Source organism: Streptomyces sp. NPDC101178 (genome assembly GCF_044767965.1).
Taxonomy (GTDB): Bacteria; Actinomycetota; Actinomycetes; order Streptomycetales; family Streptomycetaceae; genus Streptomyces.
Genome location: NZ_JBIWOZ010000011.1, coordinates 118,559 through 136,329, shown reverse-complemented (window position 1 = coordinate 136,329; position 17,771 = coordinate 118,559). Strand labels below are relative to the sequence as shown.

The 17,771-nt window shown below is 70.9% G+C and carries 17 protein-coding genes; 10 read left to right on the top strand and 7 right to left on the bottom strand.

The window, feature by feature from the left end; genetic code table 11:
- The first annotated feature begins 110 nt into the window (after positions 1-110).
- From ACIRR8_RS28010 to ACIRR8_RS27975, 8 genes are all read left to right on the top strand, one after another.
- Positions 111-1,322 (top strand): phosphoglycerate kinase, encoded by a 1,212-nt coding sequence (locus ACIRR8_RS28010; protein WP_404069971.1) that lies wholly within the window; start codon positions 111-113, stop codon positions 1,320-1,322.
- Positions 1,323-1,328: 6 nt separating this feature from the next.
- Positions 1,329-2,105 carry a triose-phosphate isomerase gene (tpiA, locus tag ACIRR8_RS28005; RefSeq protein ID WP_404069969.1) on the top strand — a complete coding sequence of 259 codons (777 nt, stop codon included), beginning with the start codon at positions 1,329-1,331 and terminating at the stop codon, positions 2,103-2,105.
- Between the two features lie 114 nt (positions 2,106-2,219).
- Positions 2,220-2,456, top strand: coding sequence for a preprotein translocase subunit SecG (secG, locus tag ACIRR8_RS28000; protein ID WP_026237546.1), 237 nt, complete (start codon positions 2,220-2,222; stop codon positions 2,454-2,456).
- A 108-nt stretch (positions 2,457-2,564) separates the two neighbouring features.
- Positions 2,565-2,900, top strand: coding sequence for an RNA polymerase-binding protein RbpA (locus ACIRR8_RS27995; protein ID WP_073217477.1), 336 nt, complete (start codon positions 2,565-2,567; stop codon positions 2,898-2,900).
- Between the two features lie 183 nt (positions 2,901-3,083).
- Positions 3,084-4,736 carry a glucose-6-phosphate isomerase gene (gene pgi, locus ACIRR8_RS27990; protein ID WP_404069966.1) on the top strand — a complete coding sequence of 551 codons (1,653 nt, stop codon included), beginning with the start codon at positions 3,084-3,086 and terminating at the stop codon, positions 4,734-4,736.
- Positions 4,737-4,740: 4 nt separating this feature from the next.
- Positions 4,741-5,259 (top strand): PH domain-containing protein, encoded by a 519-nt coding sequence (locus ACIRR8_RS27985; protein WP_404069964.1) that lies wholly within the window; start codon positions 4,741-4,743, stop codon positions 5,257-5,259.
- Positions 5,256-6,776: a PH domain-containing protein gene (locus ACIRR8_RS27980; RefSeq protein ID WP_404069962.1), complete on the top strand. Its 1,521-nt coding sequence runs from the start codon at positions 5,256-5,258 to the stop codon at positions 6,774-6,776. Before ACIRR8_RS27985 ends, ACIRR8_RS27980 begins: the two co-directional genes overlap by 4 nt.
- A gap of 83 nt (positions 6,777-6,859) precedes the next feature.
- Positions 6,860-7,699, top strand: a complete 840-nt coding sequence (locus tag ACIRR8_RS27975) for a poly-gamma-glutamate hydrolase family protein (RefSeq protein WP_404069960.1) — start codon at positions 6,860-6,862, stop codon at positions 7,697-7,699.
- A gap of 12 nt (positions 7,700-7,711) precedes the next feature.
- On the opposite strand, the gene ACIRR8_RS27970 is transcribed toward ACIRR8_RS27975, so the two are convergent.
- The 6 genes from ACIRR8_RS27970 to tkt form a co-directional block, all read right to left on the bottom strand.
- Complete coding sequence (locus ACIRR8_RS27970) at positions 7,712-8,074, bottom strand: VOC family protein (RefSeq protein ID WP_404069958.1); 363 nt, start codon at positions 8,072-8,074, stop codon at positions 7,712-7,714.
- A gap of 81 nt (positions 8,075-8,155) precedes the next feature.
- Positions 8,156-8,938, bottom strand: a complete 783-nt coding sequence (pgl, locus tag ACIRR8_RS27965; protein WP_404069956.1) for a 6-phosphogluconolactonase — start codon at positions 8,936-8,938, stop codon at positions 8,156-8,158.
- Entirely contained in the window at positions 8,935-9,972 is a 1,038-nt protein-coding gene (opcA, locus tag ACIRR8_RS27960; RefSeq protein ID WP_404069954.1) for a glucose-6-phosphate dehydrogenase assembly protein OpcA, read from the bottom strand. The genes pgl and opcA overlap by 4 nt, the downstream gene beginning before the upstream one ends.
- Positions 9,969-11,501, bottom strand: a complete 1,533-nt coding sequence (zwf, locus tag ACIRR8_RS27955; RefSeq protein WP_404069952.1) for a glucose-6-phosphate dehydrogenase — start codon at positions 11,499-11,501, stop codon at positions 9,969-9,971. The genes opcA and zwf overlap by 4 nt, the downstream gene beginning before the upstream one ends.
- A 5-nt stretch (positions 11,502-11,506) precedes the next feature.
- Entirely contained in the window at positions 11,507-12,625 is a 1,119-nt protein-coding gene (gene tal / locus ACIRR8_RS27950; RefSeq protein ID WP_404069950.1) for a transaldolase, read from the bottom strand.
- Between the two features lie 46 nt (positions 12,626-12,671).
- The gene (gene tkt, locus ACIRR8_RS27945; protein WP_404069948.1) at positions 12,672-14,759 is read right to left on the bottom strand and encodes a transketolase; all 2,088 of its coding nucleotides are present in this window, start codon (positions 14,757-14,759) and stop codon (positions 12,672-12,674) included.
- 289 nt (positions 14,760-15,048) lie between these two features.
- Here tkt and ACIRR8_RS27940 point away from each other — a divergent pair, with 289 nt between their 5' ends.
- Together ACIRR8_RS27940 and ACIRR8_RS27935 are read left to right on the top strand one after the other, a co-directional pair.
- On the top strand, positions 15,049-16,002 hold the full coding sequence (locus tag ACIRR8_RS27940; protein ID WP_404069946.1) for a heme o synthase: 954 nt from the start codon (positions 15,049-15,051) through the stop codon (positions 16,000-16,002).
- A gap of 287 nt (positions 16,003-16,289) precedes the next feature.
- Entirely contained in the window at positions 16,290-16,667 is a 378-nt protein-coding gene (locus ACIRR8_RS27935; protein ID WP_404069944.1) for a hypothetical protein, read from the top strand.
- Between the two features lie 62 nt (positions 16,668-16,729).
- Here ACIRR8_RS27935 and ACIRR8_RS27930 read toward each other — a convergent pair whose 3' ends face one another.
- The gene (locus tag ACIRR8_RS27930) at positions 16,730-17,713 is read right to left on the bottom strand and encodes a heme A synthase (protein ID WP_404069942.1); all 984 of its coding nucleotides are present in this window, start codon (positions 17,711-17,713) and stop codon (positions 16,730-16,732) included.
- Between the last annotated feature and the right edge of the window lie 58 nt (positions 17,714-17,771).

Here is a 17,771-nt window from a genome sequence, read left to right as displayed (position 1 = left end):
GGGTCGGCAGGCACAACGATGTGAGTGAAGGGGCTCGACCGGCGCAACGAGGCGCCGGTCGAGCCTCTTAGCATGTTCATCCGTCCTTGCAAGGAGTAACGGAAGACCAGATGAAGACGATCGACGAACTTCTCACCGAAGGGGTCGCCGGCAGGCGGGTATTCGTCCGCGCCGACCTCAATGTGCCGCTCGACGGCACCACCATCACCGACGACGGCCGCATCCGCGCCGTCCTGCCGACCGTCGCCAAGCTCGCCGAGGCCGGCGCGCGCGTCGTCGTCGCCTCGCACCTGGGCCGCCCCAAGGGCGCCCCGGACCCGGTGTTCTCGCTGGCGCCCGCCGCCGCGCGGCTCGGTGAACTCCTCGGTGCGGACGTCGCCTTCGCGACCGACACCGTCGGCGACTCCGCCCGCTCGGTCGTCGCCGGCCTCACCGACGGCCAGGTCGCCGTCGTCGAGAACCTCCGCTTCAACGCCGGTGAGACCTCCAAGGACGACGCCGAGCGCGGCGCCTTCGCCGACCAGCTGGCCGAGCTGGCGGACGTGTACGTGGGCGACGGCTTCGGGGCCGTACACCGCAAGCACGCCTCGGTCTACGATCTCCCGGCGCGGCTTCCGCACTACGCGGGCTACCTCATCGCCACCGAGGTCGGCGTCCTGAAGAAGCTCACCACCGACGTCAAGCGGCCGTACGCCGTCGTCCTCGGCGGGGCCAAGGTCTCCGACAAGCTCGGCGTCATCGACCACCTGCTGGAGCGGGCCGACCGCATCCTGATCGGCGGCGGCATGGCGTACACCTTCCTCAAGGCCCAGGGCCACGAGGTCGGCAGCTCGCTGCTCCAGGAGGACCAGATCCCCGCGGTGCAGGAGTACCTGCGGCGCGCGGAGGAGAAGGGCGTGGAGTTCGTCCTCCCGGTCGACGTCGTCGTCGCCCCCGCCTTCCCCGACCTGAAGACCAAGGCCCCGGCCGACGCCACCACCGTCGCCGCCGACGCCATCCCGGCCGGTCAGATGGGTCTGGACAACGGGCCGGAGACCAACAAGCTCTACGCATCGAAGCTCGCCGACGCGGCCACCGTCTTCTGGAACGGCCCGATGGGCGTCTTCGAGCACCCCGACTTCGCCGACGGCACCCGCGCGGTCGCCCAGGCGCTCGTCGACTCCCCGGCCTTCAGCGTCGTCGGCGGTGGCGACTCCGCCGCGGCCGTTCGCATCCTGGGCTTCGACGAGAATGCTTTCGGACATATCTCGACCGGTGGCGGCGCCAGCCTCGAATACCTTGAGGGCAAGACGCTTCCCGGCCTCGCCGCACTGGAGGACTGAACCTCAATGACCACCCGCACCCCGCTGATGGCGGGCAACTGGAAGATGAACCTCAACCACCTCGAGGCCATCGCCCACGTCCAGAAGCTCTCCTTCGCCCTGACCGACAAGGACTACGACGCCGTCGAGGTCGCCGTCCTGCCGCCCTTCACCGACCTGCGCTCCGTGCAGACCCTGGTGGACGGGGACAAGCTGAAGATCAAGTACGGCGCCCAGGACATCTCGGCGCACGAGTCCGGTGCGTACACCGGCGAGATCTCCGGCCCGATGCTCGCCAAGCTGCGCTGCACGTACGTGGCCGTCGGCCACAGCGAGCGCCGCCAGTACCACGGCGAGAACGACGAGATCTGCAACGCCAAGGTGAAGGCCGCCTACCAGCACGGCCTGACCCCGATCCTCTGCGTCGGCGAAGGCCTGGACATCCGCAAGGCCGGTGACCAGGTCTCCTACACCCTCGCGCAGCTCGACGGCGCCCTGAAGGACATCCCGGCCGAGCAGGCAGAGACCATCGTCATCGCCTACGAGCCGGTCTGGGCCATCGGGACCGGAGAGGTCGCCACCCCCGAGGACGCCCAGGAGGTCTGCGGTGCGATCCGCCGCCGGCTGGCCGAGCTGTACTCGCAGGAGCTGGCCGACGCCGTCCGCATCCAGTACGGCGGCTCGGTGAAGTCCGGCAACGTGGCCGCCATCATGGCGCAGCCCGACGTCGACGGCGCCCTGATCGGCGGCGCCGCGCTGGACGCCGACGAGTTCGTCAAGATCGTCCGCTTCCGCGACCAGTGAGTATGCGGTAGCGCGGATCCGTCGTACCCTTGCGGGGGCCGAGGGGGTTGTCACCCTCCGGCCCCCGCTGTACGTACAGGCAGTAGTCGAGAATTCTGAAAGTAGGGACCAGCCGTGGTTATGGCGTTCCAGATCGCTCTGATCGTCTTCAGCCTGCTGCTGATGCTGCTGGTGCTCATGCACAAGGGCAAGGGCGGCGGCCTCTCCGACATGTTCGGTGGCGGAATGCAGTCCTCCGTCGGCGGCTCCTCCGTGGCCGAGCGCAACCTCGACCGCATCACCGTCGTGGTCGGCCTGATCTGGTTCGCCTGCGTCGTCGTCCTCGGTCTGCTGGTCAAGCTGGGCGACTGACCGTCGTCCGCGATCCCCGGTGAGGGTGTAACTCCTTTCACTGGACGCGCGTTGGGCCTTACGTAGACTGGGGCTTCGTCGAGCACCATCAGGCAGGGAGTTACGACCGTGGCAAGTGGCAACGCGATCCGGGGAAGCCGGGTCGGAGCGGGGCCGATGGGGGAGGCCGAGCGGGGCGAGTCCGCGCCGCGCCTCCGCATCTCCTTCTGGTGCTCGAACGGGCACGAGACGCAGCCGAGCTTCGCCCATGACGCGCAGGTGCCGGACACCTGGGACTGCCCGCGCTGCGGCTTCCCGGCCGGCCAGGACAAGGACAGCCCGCCGGACCCGCCGCGCACCGAGCCGTACAAGACGCACCTCGCGTACGTACGTGAGCGACGCAGCGACGAGGACGGCGAGGCGATCCTCGCCGAGGCGCTGGCCAAGCTCCGCGGCGAGATCTAGCCACTCCCCGGTCCGCTCCACGGGCCACCCCCAGTCGTTCACCGGCCGGACACCTCACGGGTGTCCGGCCGGACTGCTTTTCCGCGCCGTGGCCCGCGTCCGCGCCACCCGCCTCCTCGATCAATTAGGTTGGTGGGGCAGCGGGGATGCTGACGTACAAGAAGAAGTGGGCTGATATCCGGGATGAACGCAGCAAGCCGAACCAAGCTCAACCAGACCCCCGAGTGGACCGCTCTCGCCAAGCACCGTGAGGAGTTCGGCACCACCGAGCTCCGCGAGCTGTTCGCGCGCCAGCCGGACCGGGGCACCGCCTGCACCCTCCGGGTCGGCGACCTCCACCTCGACTACTCCAAGCACCTGGTCACCGACGAGACGCTGCGTCTGCTGCGCGAGCTCGCCGCCGCCACCGGGGTCGCCGAGCTGCGGGACGCGATGTTCCGCGGCGAGAAGATCAACACCACCGAGGACCGGGCCGTCCTGCACACCGCGCTCCGCGCCCCGCGCGGAGCGGTCATCGAGGTCGACGGCGAGAACGTCGTACCCGCCGTGCACGCCGTCCTGGACAAGATGGCCGCCTTCGCGGACAAGGTCCGGGCGGGCGAGTGGACCGGCCACACCGGCAAGCCCATCAAGAACATCGTCAACATCGGCATCGGCGGCTCCGACCTCGGCCCCGCCATGGCGTACGAGGTGCTGCGCTCCTTCACGGACCGCTCGCTCACCGTCCGGTTCGTCTCCAACGTCGACGGCGCCGACCTCCACGAGGCCGTCCGCGACCTGGACCCGGCCGAGACGCTGTTCATCGTCGCCTCGAAGACCTTCACCACCATCGAGACGATCACCAACGCCACCTCCGCCCGCGACTGGCTCCTCACCGAGCTGCGGGCCGGTCAGGACGCCGTCGCGAAGCACTTCGTGGCGCTGTCGACCAACGCGGAGAAGGTCGAGGAGTTCGGCATCGACACGGCCAACATGTTCGAGTTCTGGGACTGGGTCGGCGGCCGCTACTCCTACGACTCCGCGATCGGCCTCTCGCTGATGATCGCCATCGGCCCGGACCGGTTCCGCGAGATGCTGGAGGGCTTCCACCTGGTCGACGAGCACTTCCGCACCGCCCCCGCCGAGGAGAACGCGCCGCTCCTGCTCGGCCTGCTCGGCGTCTGGTACGGCAACTTCTTCGACGCCCAGTCGCACGCGGTGCTGCCGTACAGCCACTACCTCTCCAAGTTCACCGCCTACCTCCAGCAGCTCGACATGGAGTCCAACGGCAAGTCCGTCGACCGCGAGGGCCACCGCGTCGACTGGCAGACCGGACCGGTCGTCTGGGGCACGCCCGGCACCAACGGACAGCACGCGTACTACCAGTTGATCCACCAGGGTACGAAGATGATCCCGGCGGACTTCATCGGCTTCGCCGCCCCGGTCCACGACCTGCTGCCCGGCCTGATCGCCCAGCACGACCTGCTGATGGCCAACTTCTTCGCCCAGACCCAGGCGCTCGCCTTCGGCAAGACGCCCGACGAGGTCCGCGCGGAGGGCGTGCCGGAGGAGCTGGTCCCGCACAAGACGTTCCGCGGCAACCACCCGACGACGACGATCCTCGCCGACAAGCTGACCCCCTCGGTCCTCGGCCAGCTCATCGCGCTCTACGAGCACAAGGTCTTCGTCCAGGGCGCCATCTGGAACATCGACTCCTTCGACCAGTGGGGCGTCGAACTCGGCAAGGTCCTCGCCAAGAAGATCGAGCCGGTCCTGACCGGTGAGGCCGGCACGGAGGAGCTCGACAGCTCCACCGCCGCTCTGGTCGCCGCCTACCGCACGCTGCGGGGGCGCTGAGCCCATGCCGGAGGGGGAGGCGGACGGGACGGCGGCGGAGATACGGCTGCGGCCGCCGCGCAACACGCTGAACGGGCGGGTCGTGGGCTGGTGGCGGGTCCAGTGGCTGCTGATGACCGCCGTCCCCGTCGTGCCGCTGGTCGTCCTCGGCGCGCTGATCGGGCCCGCCCGCCTCTGGCTCCTGCTGCCCGCCGCGGTGTTCGCCGCGGCGGGCCTGGCCTTTGCCGTCCTCCTCCCGCTCTGGTGGTTCCGCACGCACCGCTGGGAGGTCACCGAGGACGCGGTGTACGTACGCACCGGGTTCTTCTGGCAGGAGTGGCGGATCGCGCCGATGTCCCGGATCCAGACCGTGGACACCGTGCGCGGCCCGCTGGAACAGCTCTTCCGGCTCGCCACCGTCACGGTCACCACCGCCTCCTCCAAGGGCGCGGTACGGATCGAGGGCCTGGACCACGAGACCGCCGCCGAACTGGCCGAGCGCCTCACCCGCATCACCCGGAACACCCCCGGCGACGCCACATGAGCACCCCGCGCCCGCCCTACGACGACTGGCTCCGCCTCGATCCCCGTACGGTCCTGGTCTCCGCCCTCGTCGTGGCGGGCGTCGTCGCCGGCGCGGCCCTGCCCGCCGCGCTCGGCCTCTCCAACTGGCTCGGGCTCCCGGGCGGGGTGCTCGCCGTCCTCGGCGCCGGCCTCCTGGTCATCGGCGTGGCGGCGGGCGCCGACCGGGTCCGCTGGCACCGCACCCGCTACCGGATCGGCGAGGAGCGCGTCGACCTCCACACCGGCCTCCTCCTGGTCAAGCGCCGCTCGCTGGCCCGCAGCCGCATCCGTACGGTCGACCTCACCGCCAACCTGCTGCTGCGCCTCCTCGGCCTGGTCACCGTCAGGATCGGCACCGGCGAACAGGGCGGTGACTCCACCCTGGAGCTCGACCCGGTCACCCGCGCCGAAGGCGAACGGCTCCGCCGCCTCCTGCTGGAACGCGCCACCACCCCGCCTGCCGGCGTCCACCGCGACGGCGAACTGGCCCTGCTCGACCCGCGCTGGATCCGGTACGCACCGGTCTCCTTCGTCGCGCCCATGCTCGGCGGCGCGGCCGTCGGAGCCGTGATGCAGATCAGCGACTGGGTCGGGGCGCAGGGCGAGGTCATCGCGTGGACAGCCGACCGGTTCCGGGACACCCCGCTGCTCTGGATGATCGTCATCCTGGTCCTCGCCGCACTGGTCGCCGGTGCCGTCGGGGCGCTCGGCCTCTGGATCGAGATGTGGTGGAACTACCGCCTGGAGCGCGAGCCCGGCGGCACCATCCGGGTCCGGCGCGGGCTCTTCACCTCCCGGTCGATCTCCGTCGAGGAGGCCCGGCTGCGCGGGGTCGACCTGGTCGAACCGCTCGGCGTACGGCTGTTCGGCGCCGGCCGGCTGGACGCCATCACCACCGGACTCGCCAAGGACAAGGAGTCCAGGAACGCCGACCACAACACGGTCCTCCCGGCGGTGCCGCGCCCACGGGCCGACTCCGTCGCCGCCGCGATACTCCGCGAGGAGGCCACGCCGACCGGCGCCAGGCTGACCCGCCACCCGCGCGCCGCCCGGGGCCGCAGGCTGCGCTGGTCGCTCGCCGCCGCCCTCGCCCCGGTGCTGTTCCTCACCGTCCTCGGCACGCTCCTCACTCCCGTACTCCTCTGGATCGCGCTCGGCTGCGCGGCGGTGTTCCTGCCGCTCGCGGTGGCGCTGGCGCTGGACGCGTACCGCAACCTCGGCCACGCGCTCTCCGGCCGCTACCTGGTGACCCGCTCCGGCACGCTCCGCCGCTCCACCGCCGCGCTGGAGCGGGCCGGAGTGATCGGCTGGACCGTCAGGCAGTCGTACTTCCAGCGGCGGGCCGGACTGCTCACGATCACGGCCACCACGGCCGCCGGAGGAGGCGCGTACACGGCGTACGACACCGACGCGGCCGAGGGCCTCAGCTTCGCCGCCGAGGCCGTCCCCGGGCTGCTGGAGCCGTTCCTGGAGCGGGACGCGCGCACCGGCACGTGACGGAGCGCCCGGCGCCTCACCACACGCCCGACGGCACCACCCCGGCGTGGGGCGCCGGACCCGCGTCGGCGACGATACAGATCATGACCTTCACCCATCGCCGTACCGTCCTCACCGCCCTGGCCACCGCCGCCGTCAGCGGCCCGCTGCTCGGCTCGCTCGCCGCGACCCCGGCCCACGCCACGGACGACCTGGACATCTACACCTCCAACACCGACCTCTACAAGAAGCTCGCCGGACAGGAAGGCGTCGAGTTCGCCCGCCGCTACAAGAGACACGAGTACGTCGACCACTCGACGCCGCAGAGATACCCGTACAACCGGACCACCGTCATGGCCCTGCACGGCGGCGGCATCGAGACCGGCACCTCCGAACTCTGCCTCGCCATAGCCGGCTACCACCCGGCCACGCTCGCGCCGCTCCAGGACGGCCACGGGGTGCACGACTACTGGATGTTCGAAGGACTGCGCACCTCGGGCAACCGCGACCTGCACGTCACCGCCAAGAACTGCGACGACCACGTCGCGATCTCCATGGCGGCCGGCAGCCTCAACGTCCTGAGCCTGCACGGCTGTACGTCGGCACAGGCGGGCACCGTCCCGCAGGCCGTGGTGGTCGGCGGGCTCAACACCCGGTTCAAGACCCTGCTCAAGGCCGAGTTCGACAAGGTGGGCATCGCCTGGCGGGACGGGAACGAGACGCCCGACCTGGCCGGCGTCAACCCCACCAACCCGGTCAACCGCACCATGCTCTCCAAGGGCGGTCAGCTGGAGCTCACCACGGAGCTGCGCGCCGCCATGTTCACCAACAACACCCGCGCGGGCCGGGCCGGCTCCACGACCGCGGTCTTCGACCGCTTCACCGCCGCCTGCCGGGCCGCGATCACCAAGCTGGAGCAGGGCACGGACCAGGTCATCCTCTGATCTGCGGGGTCCTCAGGCGCTGTGCGTCGTGTCGATGACGCAGAAGCGGTTGCCCTCGGTGTCGGCCAGGACCACGAAGTCCGGGTCCGGCGGATAGAGCTCCCACGCGACCCGCACCGCGCCCAGCCCCATCAGCCGCTCCACCTCGGCCTCCTGCTCGTCGGAGTAGAGGTCGAGGTGGACCCGGGGGACCTCCTGGACGGGTGAGTCGGAGCGGCCCAGCGCCACGCCGATGCCGGGTCCTTCGACCGGGACCAGCACCACCCAGTCGTCCGCCCCCGGCTCGCGCTCGGTGTACGTGAGCGCCGCCTTCCAGAAGGCGGCCGCCCGCGCCACGTCGGTCGCACCCATCACCACGGTTCCGATATGCACCATGGGCGCGAGCCTTTCACGCACCGGGCCCGGCCCGCTCGGACGGAGAGCGGGCCGGGCCCGGTGGCGTAGAGCCGGAAACGGTCAGGCGGACGCCGGTGGATACAGCGCGCGCGGCAGTTGCGAGGCCGCCGCCGCGTCCAGCAGCCAGAGCGTCCGGCTGCGGCCGTACGCGCCCGCCGCCGGCGCCTGGATCTCGCCGGCGCCGGACAGCGCGATGGCCGCCGCCTCCGCCTTGTCCTCGCCCGCCGCCAGCAGCCACACCTCACGCGCCGCGCGGATCGCGGGGAGCGTGAGCGAGACGCGGACCGGCGGCGGCTTGGGCGCTCCGTGCACACCGACGACGGTGCGCTCCGTCTCCCGTACCGCCGGCAGCTCCGGGAAGAGCGAGGCGACATGCGTGTCCGGGCCGACGCCGAGCATCAGCACGTCGAACGCCGGTACCGGACCGTGGTCCTCCGGTCCTGCGGCGGCGGCCAGTTCGGCCGCGTACGCCGCTGCCGCCTCGTCCACGTCCTTGCCGTACGGGCCGTCCGAGGCGGGCATCGCGTGCACCCGGGCCGGGTCGAGCTCCACCGCGTCGAGCAGCGCCTCGCGGGCCTGGGTCACGTTCCGCTCGGGGTCGCCCTCCGGCAGGAACCGCTCGTCGCCCCACCACAGGTCCAGCCGCGACCAGTCGACGGCGTCCCGGGCGGGCGCGGCGGCGAGTGCGGCCAGCAGGCCGTTGCCGTTGCGCCCGCCGGTCAGCACCACCGAGGCGTGGCCCCGGGAGGCCTGGGCGTCCACGACCTTGGTGATCAGCCGGGCCGCCGCGGCCTGCGCCATCAGCTCCTTGTCCCGGTGCACGACCAGCTGAGGAGGCGTCACTTGGCGGCCGCCTTCTTCGCCGGTGCCTTCTTCGCGGCCGGCGTTTTCCGCTCGCCCTCCGCGGGCTTCTCCTCGGCCGAGGCAGCCGGGGCCGCCTTCACCTCGCCGCCCGCGTGGAGCTTCTCCACCCCGAACTTCACCGCGGACTCGTAGGTGTTGTCCGGGTCCAGCCGGCGTAGCTCCTCCGCCAGCAGCTCGGCGGTCTCCCGGCGCTTGAGCGCCACCGCGCGGTCCGGCTGGCCCTGCATGGAGAGCGTGGCCAGCGAGCCGTCGGCCCGGTCGAGGACGATGACGCCGTTCTTCGTCTCCATCCGGACCGCGGTCAGACCCGGCCCGTCGGAGTACGTACGCTCCACCGGGACGCCGAGCCGGTCCGCGAGCCACATCGCGAGCAGCTCGCAGCTCGGGTTGTCGCTCTCGCCCTCGACGGTCGCGCCGATCACCTTCGCCGGCTGCTGGTCCAGCGCCGCGGCCAGCATCGAGCGCCACGGCGTGATCCGGGTCCACGACAGGTCGGTGTCGCCGGGGCTGTACGTCGCCGCACGCACCGCCAGCTCGTCGATCGGGCGCTCGGCCGAGTAGCTGTCGGTGATCCGGCGCTGGGCCAGCGCGCCCAGCGGGTCCTTCGCCGCGTCGGCGGGCGCGTCCTCGGGCCACCACACCACGACCGGGGCATCCGGCAGCAGCAGCGGGAGGACCACCGACTGGGCGTGGTTGGCCAGCTCGCCGTGGAGGCGCAGGACGACGGTCTCGCCGGTCCCGGCGTCGGAACCGACCCGGACCTCGGCATCGAGCCGGGCGTCCCGGCGGGCGCGCGGCGAGCGGCTGACCCGCTTGATCACCGCGATGATCCGCGAGGGGTGCTCGCGGGAGGCGTCACCGGCCGACTTGAGCGCGTCGTACGCGTTCTCCTCGTCGGTGACGATGACCAGCGTGAGCACCATGCCGATGGCCGGGGTGCCGATCGCCCGGCGGGCCGAGACCAGCGCCTGGTTGATCTTGCTGGATGTGGTCTCCGTGAGATCGATCTTCATGGCCGCCTCCAGCTCCGTCCGTCACGTGCGAGCATCTCGTCGGCCTCGGCCGGACCCCAGGTGCCGGCCGCGTACTTCGCGGGCTTGCCGTGCTTGTCCCAGTACGCCTCGATCGGGTCGAGGATGGTCCAGGAGAGCTCGACCTCCTGGTGGCGCGGGAACAGGTTGGCGTCGCCGAGCAGCACGTCCAGCAGGAGCCGCTCGTACGCCTCCGGGCTGGACTCCGTGAAGGACTCCCCGTACGCGAAGTCCATCGTGACGTCCCGGACCTCCATCGAGGTGCCGGGCACCTTGGAGCCGAAGCGCACGGTGACGCCCTCGTCCGGCTGGACCCGGATGACCAGGGCGTTGCCGCCGAGCTCCTCCGTGGCGCCGGACTCGAACGGCAGGTAGGGCGCGCGCTTGAAGACGACCGCGATCTCCGTGACCCGGCGGCCGAGCCGCTTTCCGGTCCGGAGGTAGAACGGCACGCCCGCCCAGCGGCGGTTGTTGATCGTCAGCTTGATCGCCGCGTAGGTGTCGGTCGTCGACTTGGGGTCGATGCCCTCCTCCTCGCAGTAGCCGAGGACCTCCTGGCCGCCCTGCCAGGCGTGCTCGTACTGCGCGCGCACGGTGTGCAGACCGAGGTCCTCCGGCAGCTCGACGGCGGTGAGCACCTTGAGCTTCTCGGCGACCAGGGCCTTCGGGTGGAAGGAGCCGGGCTCCTCCATCGCGGTGAGCGCCAGCAGCTGGAGCAGGTGGTTCTGGATGACGTCACGGGCGGCGCCGATGCCGTCGTAGTAGCCGGCGCGGCCGCCGATGCCGATGTCCTCGGCCATCGTGATCTGTACGTGGTCGACGTAGGACCGGTTCCAGATCGGCTCCCACATCGTGTTGGCGAACCGCAGTGCCAGGATGTTCTGGACCGTCTCCTTCCCCAGGTAGTGGTCGATCCGGAAGACCTCGTTGGGCGGGAAGACGTCGTGCACGAGCTGGTTGAGCTCCTGCGCGCTGGCCAGGTCGTGGCCGAACGGCTTCTCGATGACGGCCCGTCGCCAGGAGCCCTCCTTCTGGTCGGCCAGGCCGTGCTTCTTGAGCTGCTGGACGACCTTGGGGAAGAACTTCGGCGGCACGGAGAGGTAGAAGGCGAAGTTGCCGCCCGTCCCCTGTGCCTTGTCGAGCTCCTGGATGGTGGCCTTGAGCGTCTCGAACGCCTCGTCGTCGTCGAAGTCGCCCTGGACGAAGCGCATCCCCTGGATGAGCTGCTGCCAGACCTCCTCGCGGAACGGCGTACGGGCGTGCTCCTTGACGGCGTCGTGGACGACCTGCGCGAAGTCCTCGTCCTCCCAGTCGCGGCGCGCGAAGCCGATGAGCGAGAAGCCCGGTGGCAGCAGGCCGCGGTTGGCCAGGTCGTAGACGGCAGGCATCAGCTTTTTACGGGACAAATCGCCCGTGACGCCAAAGATGACCAGGCCCGACGGCCCCGCGATACGCGGGAGCCGTCGGTCCTGTGCGTCACGGAGCGGGTTGGCTCCGGGAACAGCAGACAAAGTGGTCAGCCCTCCGAGGGGGCGAGGCGCGAGAGCTCCGCCTCGGTCGACTTGAGCAGATCGTTCCAGGACGCCTCGAACTTCTCGACGCCCTCGTCCTCCAGCACCTGTACGACCTCGTCGTACGAGATGCCGAGCTTCTTGACCGCGTCCAGGTCGGCGCGCGCCTGGTCGTAGCCGCCGGCGACGGTGTTGCCGGTGATCTCGCCGTGGTCGGCCACCGCCTCCAGGGTCGCCTCCGGCATGGTGTTCACCGTGTTCGGCGCCACCAGGTCGTCGACGTACAGGGTGTCCTTCAGCGACGGGTCCTTGACGCCGGTGGAAGCCCAGAGCGGACGCTGCTTGTTGGCCTGCGCCTTGTCCAGGGCCTCCCAGCGCTCGCCCGAGAAGACCTCCTCGTACGCCTCGTAGGCCAGACGCGCGTTGGCCAGGGCGGACTTGCCCTTGGCGGCCTTCGCCTCGTCGGAGCCGATGGCGTCCAGGCGCTTGTCGATCTCGGTGTCCACGCGGGACACGAAGAAGGACGCCACCGAGTGGATCTCGGAGAGGTCCAGGCCCGCGGCCTTCGCCTTCTCCAGGCCCGCCAGGTAGGCGTCCATGACCGCGCGGTAGCGCTCCAGCGAGAAGATCAGCGTCACGTTGACGCTGATGCCCCGGCCGATGGTCTCGGTGATCGCCGGGAGACCGGCCTTGGTCGCCGGGATCTTGATGAGCGTGTTCGGCCGGTCGACCAGCCAGGCCAGCTGCTTGGCCTCGGCCACGGTGGCCAGGGTGTTGTGCGCCAGGCGCGGGTCCACCTCGATGGAGACCCGGCCGTCCTGGCCGCCGGTCGCGTCGAAGACCGGGCGCAGGATGTCGGCGGCGTCGCGGACGTCCGCCGTCGTGATCATGCGGAGCGCTTCCTCGACGGTCACCTTGCGGGCGGCGAGGTCGGTGAGCTGCTGCTCGTAACCGTCGCCCGAGGAGATCGCCTTCTGGAAGATCGACGGGTTGGTGGTGACGCCGACGACGTGGCTCTGGTCGATCAGCTCGGCCAGGTTGCCCGACGTGATCCGCTTGCGCGACAGGTCGTCGAGCCAGATCGCCACGCCCTCGTCGGAGAGGCGCTTGAGTGCGTCTGTCATGGGTTGCATCTCCTACTAGTCGTATATCTACGTCGTATATACGGCGTCAGCGCGCTGCGGCTTCGAGGGATTCCCGCGCGACGGCGGCCACGTTCTCGGCCGTGAAGCCGAACTCGCGGAAGAGGACCTTCGCGTCGGCCGAGGCACCGAAGTGCTCCAGCGACACGATCCGGCCGGCGTCCCCGACGTACCGGTACCAGGTCAGGCCGATGCCCGCCTCGACGGCGACCCGCGCCTTGACCGACGGCGGGAGCACGCTCTCCTTGTAACCCTGATCCTGCTGCTCGAACCACTCGACGCACGGCATCGAGACGACCCGGGTCGGCACACCGGCGGCCTGGAGCTGCTCGCGCGCCTCCACGGCGACGTGGACCTCGGAGCCGGTCGCGATGAGCAGCACCTGCGGCTCGCCACCTTCGGCCTCGAACAGGACATAACCGCCCTTGGCCGCGTCCTCGTTCGCCTCGTACGTCGGCACGCCCTGGCGGGTCAGCGCCAGACCGTGCGGGGCGCCCACGCCGAACTCCTTGGTGTAGCGGCGCAGGATCTCGCGCCAGGCGATGGACGTCTCGTTGGCGTCGGCCGGGCGCACGACGTTCAGGCCCGGGATGGCGCGCAGCGCGGCCAGGTGCTCCACCGGCTGGTGGGTCGGGCCGTCCTCGCCGAGGCCGATCGAGTCGTGCGTCCACACGTACGTCACCGGCAGGTGCATCAGCGCGGAGAGCCGCACCGCGTTGCGCATGTAGTCGGAGAACACCAGGAAGGTGCCGCCGTAGATGCGGGTGTTGCCGTGCAGCGCGATGCCGTTCATCGCGGCGGCCATCGCGTGCTCGCGGATCCCGAAGTGGATCGTGCGGCCGTACGGGTCGGCCTCCGGCAGCGGGTTGCCGACCGGGAGGAACGACGACGTCTTGTCGATCGTCGTGTTGTTCGAGCCGGCCAGGTCGGCGGAGCCGCCCCACAGCTCGGGCACGACCTCGCCCAGCGCCTGGAGCACCTTGCCGGAGGCGGCACGGGTGGCCAGGCCCTTTCCGGGCTCGAAGACCGGGAGCTTCTCCTCCCAGCCCGCGGGCAGCTCGCCCGCGGCGATCCGGTCGAAGTCGGCGGCGCGCTCCGGGTTGGCGGTGCGCCACGCGGCGAACGACTTGTCCCACTCGGCACGGGCCTCGCGGCCGCGGTCCAGCGCCTCACGGGTGTGGCCGATGACCTCGCCCGCGACCTCGAACGTCTGCTCCGGGTCGAAGCCGAGGACCCGCTTGGTGGCCGCGATCTCCTCGTCGCCGAGCGCCGAGCCGTGCGCGGCCTCGGTGTTCTGCGCGTTCGGGGCCGGCCAGGCGATGATCGAGCGGGCCGCGATGAACGACGGGCGCTCGGTCTCGGCCTTGGCCGCCTGCAGCGCCGCGTACAGACCCGCCGGGTCCAGGTCGCCGTTGGCCGCCTGCTCGACACGCTGGACGTGCCAGCCGTACGCCTCGTACCGCTTCAGGGTGTCCTCGGAGACCGCGGTCTCCGTGTCGCCCTCGATGGAGATGTGGTTGTCGTCCCAGAGCAGGACCAGGTTGCCGAGCTTCTGGTGGCCGGCCAGCGAGGACGCCTCGGCCGAGATGCCCTCCTGGAGGCAGCCGTCACCGGCGATGACCCAGACCGTGTGGTCGAACGGGGAGGTGCCGGGGGCCGCCTCGGGGTCGAACAGGCCGCGCTCGTAGCGGGCGGCCATCGCCATGCCCACCGCGTTGGCGACACCCTGGCCCAGCGGACCGGTCGTCGTCTCGACACCCGTCGTGTGGCCGTACTCCGGGTGGCCCGGGGTCTTGGAGCCCCAGGTCCGGAAGGACTTCAGGTCCTCAAGCTCCAGGCCGTAACCGGCGAGGTAGAGCTGGATGTACAGGGTCAGGCTGGAGTGACCGGCCGACAGGACGAACCGGTCGCGGCCGGTCCACTCCGCGTCCGCGGGGTCGTGCCGCATGACTTTCTGGAACAGGGTGTACGCGGCGGGAGCCAGGCTCATGGCCGTACCCGGGTGGCCGTTTCCGACTTTCTGTACGGCGTCCGCGGCGAGGACACGGGCGGTGTCCACGGCCCGCTGGTCCAAATCGGTCCACTGGAGGTCTGCGGTGGTCGGCTTGATGCTCACCCTGAGTCAGGGCTCCTCTCCACTGTTCGTAAGCCGGTGACTGTTACCGCACCGGGCGCTGTCGAGCCTACCCTCGCCGCAGGGCGCGCTTTCCGAGCATTTTCCAGGGTGCGGGCGACCCGCCCACTTCGCCTCCCGGCGGACGGGTCCCGTCCATCCCACAGTCACCCTCAACACGAGCCCACCCCCGCGAAGGGCGGTGTATCCCCAACGTCTAGAGTGGTCGAGTTCGCGCAAGTCTTCACAAGGGCCTTCCGGCCCGGAGCTTGCTGGGATTTCTCTGTCAGGGGTGTGCGTGACGGCCGTCGAGTCCCGACCCGCAGGGGTCGCCTTGACTCCCAGCCCAAGGGGCCATCGCCCGTACGGGGCCCGTGTCAAGGCATTCGTGGCGCTTACCAAGCCACGGATCATCGAGCTGTTGCTCATCACCACCGTTCCGGTGATGTTCCTCGCCGCCCAGGGCGTACCCGACCTGTGGCTGGTGCTCGCCACCACGCTGGGGGGTTACCTCTCGGCGGGCGGCGCCAACGCGCTGAACATGTACATCGACCGCGACATCGACGCGCTGATGGACCGCACGTCGCAGCGTCCGCTGGTCACCGGGATGGTCAGTCCGCGCGAGTGCCTGGTCTTCGGCATCTCGCTCGCGGTGATCTCGACGCTCTGGTTCGGACTGCTCGTCAACTGGCTGTCCGCCGCGCTCGCCCTCGGGGCGCTGCTCTTCTACGTCGTCGTCTACACGATGCTGCTGAAGCGCCGCACCTCGCAGAACATCATCTGGGGCGGTATCGCCGGCTGCCTGCCGGTGCTCATCGGCTGGTCCTCCGTGACGAACTCCCTCTCCTGGGCCGCCGTCATCCTCTTCGCCGTCATCTTCTTCTGGACGCCGCCGCACTACTGGCCGCTCTCCATGAAGGTGAAGGAGGACTACGCCCGGGTCGGCGTCCCGATGCTCCCGGTCATCGCCTCCAACCAGGTGGTGGCCCGGCAGATCGTCATCTACAGCTGGGTGATGGTCGGCGTCTCGCTGCTGCTCACCCCGCTGGGCTACACCGGCTGGTTCTACCTCGCGGTGGCGCTGCTGGCGGGCGGCTTCTGGCTCTGGGAGGCCCACGGGCTGCAGAACCGGGCCAGGGCCGGGGTGACCGGTGCCAAGCTCAAGGAGATGCGGCTGTTCCACTGGTCCATCACCTACGTCTCGCTGCTCTTCCTGGCCGTCGCGGTGGACCCCTTCCTCCGTTAGGGCGTGTCCTCACGGGCGGGGGGGGGGGGGGCCCCCCCCCGCCCCCCCCCCCCCCCGGCCCCGCCCCCCGCGGGAGGCGTCAGTCGCCGGGAGACCCGGCCCCCGCACCCCGCACACACCCGCCGCCCACCCCGCCCGCCCCCCCCCACCGCGGCCGGCGGCGTCCGGGGGGGGGCGGGGGCCCCCCCGCGCGGGGGGGGGGGGGCCCCCGGGGGGGGGGCCCGCGCCCCCCCCCCCCCCCCCCCCGCCCGTCGCCGTTCCTTCTACCCGTCGGTAGCATCCTGTCCATGGCAGAGACGGCAGCAGACGCAGCAGACACGGAGCAGACCTCGCGGACGGACGCCAGGAAGGCGGCCCGCGCGGAGCGCAAGGCGGCGAAGCTGGCCCGCGAGATCGGTGCCTTCGCCAAGGAGCACGGCGGCGCGGAGGGGCAGCTCGCCTACATCGGCCAGGCGGGCGCCCGGATCGTCCTGGTCGGCCAGGACGGCGCCTGGGGCGACCTGGTGGCGCCGACGTACGCGGTGGCCGAGAGCGCGGCTGAGAAGTCCGGCATCACGATGCACGAGGAGTTCGACGGCGACTTCGCGCTGAAGGTCCGCACGGGTCCGTACGAGTGGTCGCGGATGGCCGGGATCCAGGTCGGCGGCCCGTCCAACGACAGCTGAGCGGGTACGGAGAAGGGGCGGCGGGCACAGGCCCGCCGCCCCTTCTCCGTATGCGGGGTCTCTCAGACCGCCTGCGACTCCCGCTGCTCGGCGGAGGCGGACGGGCCCGGCAGCGTGGCCGGCTCGACGTCGCCGCGCTCGCGCATGCTCATCACCAGGCGGACCACGGCGATCCACATGATGGCCGAGCCGAACATGTGGACGCCGACCAGGATCTCGGGGACGTCGGTGAAGTACTGGACGTATCCGATCGCGCCCTGGGCGAGCAGCACGACCAGCAGGTCGCGGGCGCGCGCCCGGGTGTCGGCGGGGGCGTCGACCACCCGCAGGGCCAGCCACATCGCGATGGCGAGCGCGCAGACCACCCAGGCGGCGATGGCGTGGATGTGTGCGGCGGCCGACCAGTCCCACGGCATCCGCGGTACGTCGCTGCTGTCGCCCGCGTGCTTGCCGGAACCGGTCACCGTGGTGCCGAGCACGATGAGGACCACGGTGGTCGCCAGGATGGCCCAGGAGAGCCGGCGTACGGGCAGGGGTGCGCGGGGGCGGACCGGGCCGTCGCCTTCGCCGATCCGGACCCAGGTGATAACGGCGACCGCGAGCAGCGCATTGGCCAGCAGGAAGTGCCCGGCCACCGTCCACGGGTTGAGTCCCGCCCAGACCGTGATCCCGCCGAGGATGGCGTTGCCGAGCACGATCCAGAACTGCGACCAGGCCAGCCGGGTCACCTTCCGGCGGCGCGGCTTCATCGAACTGACGGCGATGATCGCCCAGCCGACGGCGGCCGACAGGACGTACGTCAGCAGCCGGTTGCCGAACTCGATCGCACCGTGCATGCCTTGCGCGGGCGTGGCGAAGAGGCTGTCGTCGGTGCACTTGGGCCAGGTGTCGCAGCCGAGGCCCGAACCGGTCAGCCGGACGGCACCGCCGGTCACGATGATGAAGACGCTCATCAGGATGGCGGAGAGCGCGGCGCGCTTCACCATCTTGGTGGACGGCGTCCAGCGCTTGGCGATGGCAGTGATGGGGGTTTCCACGCGGACCATCGTAGGACGTGGCTTGTGCATGATTTCACGAGGGGTGGTTCGTGGCGGCTTGCCCGTG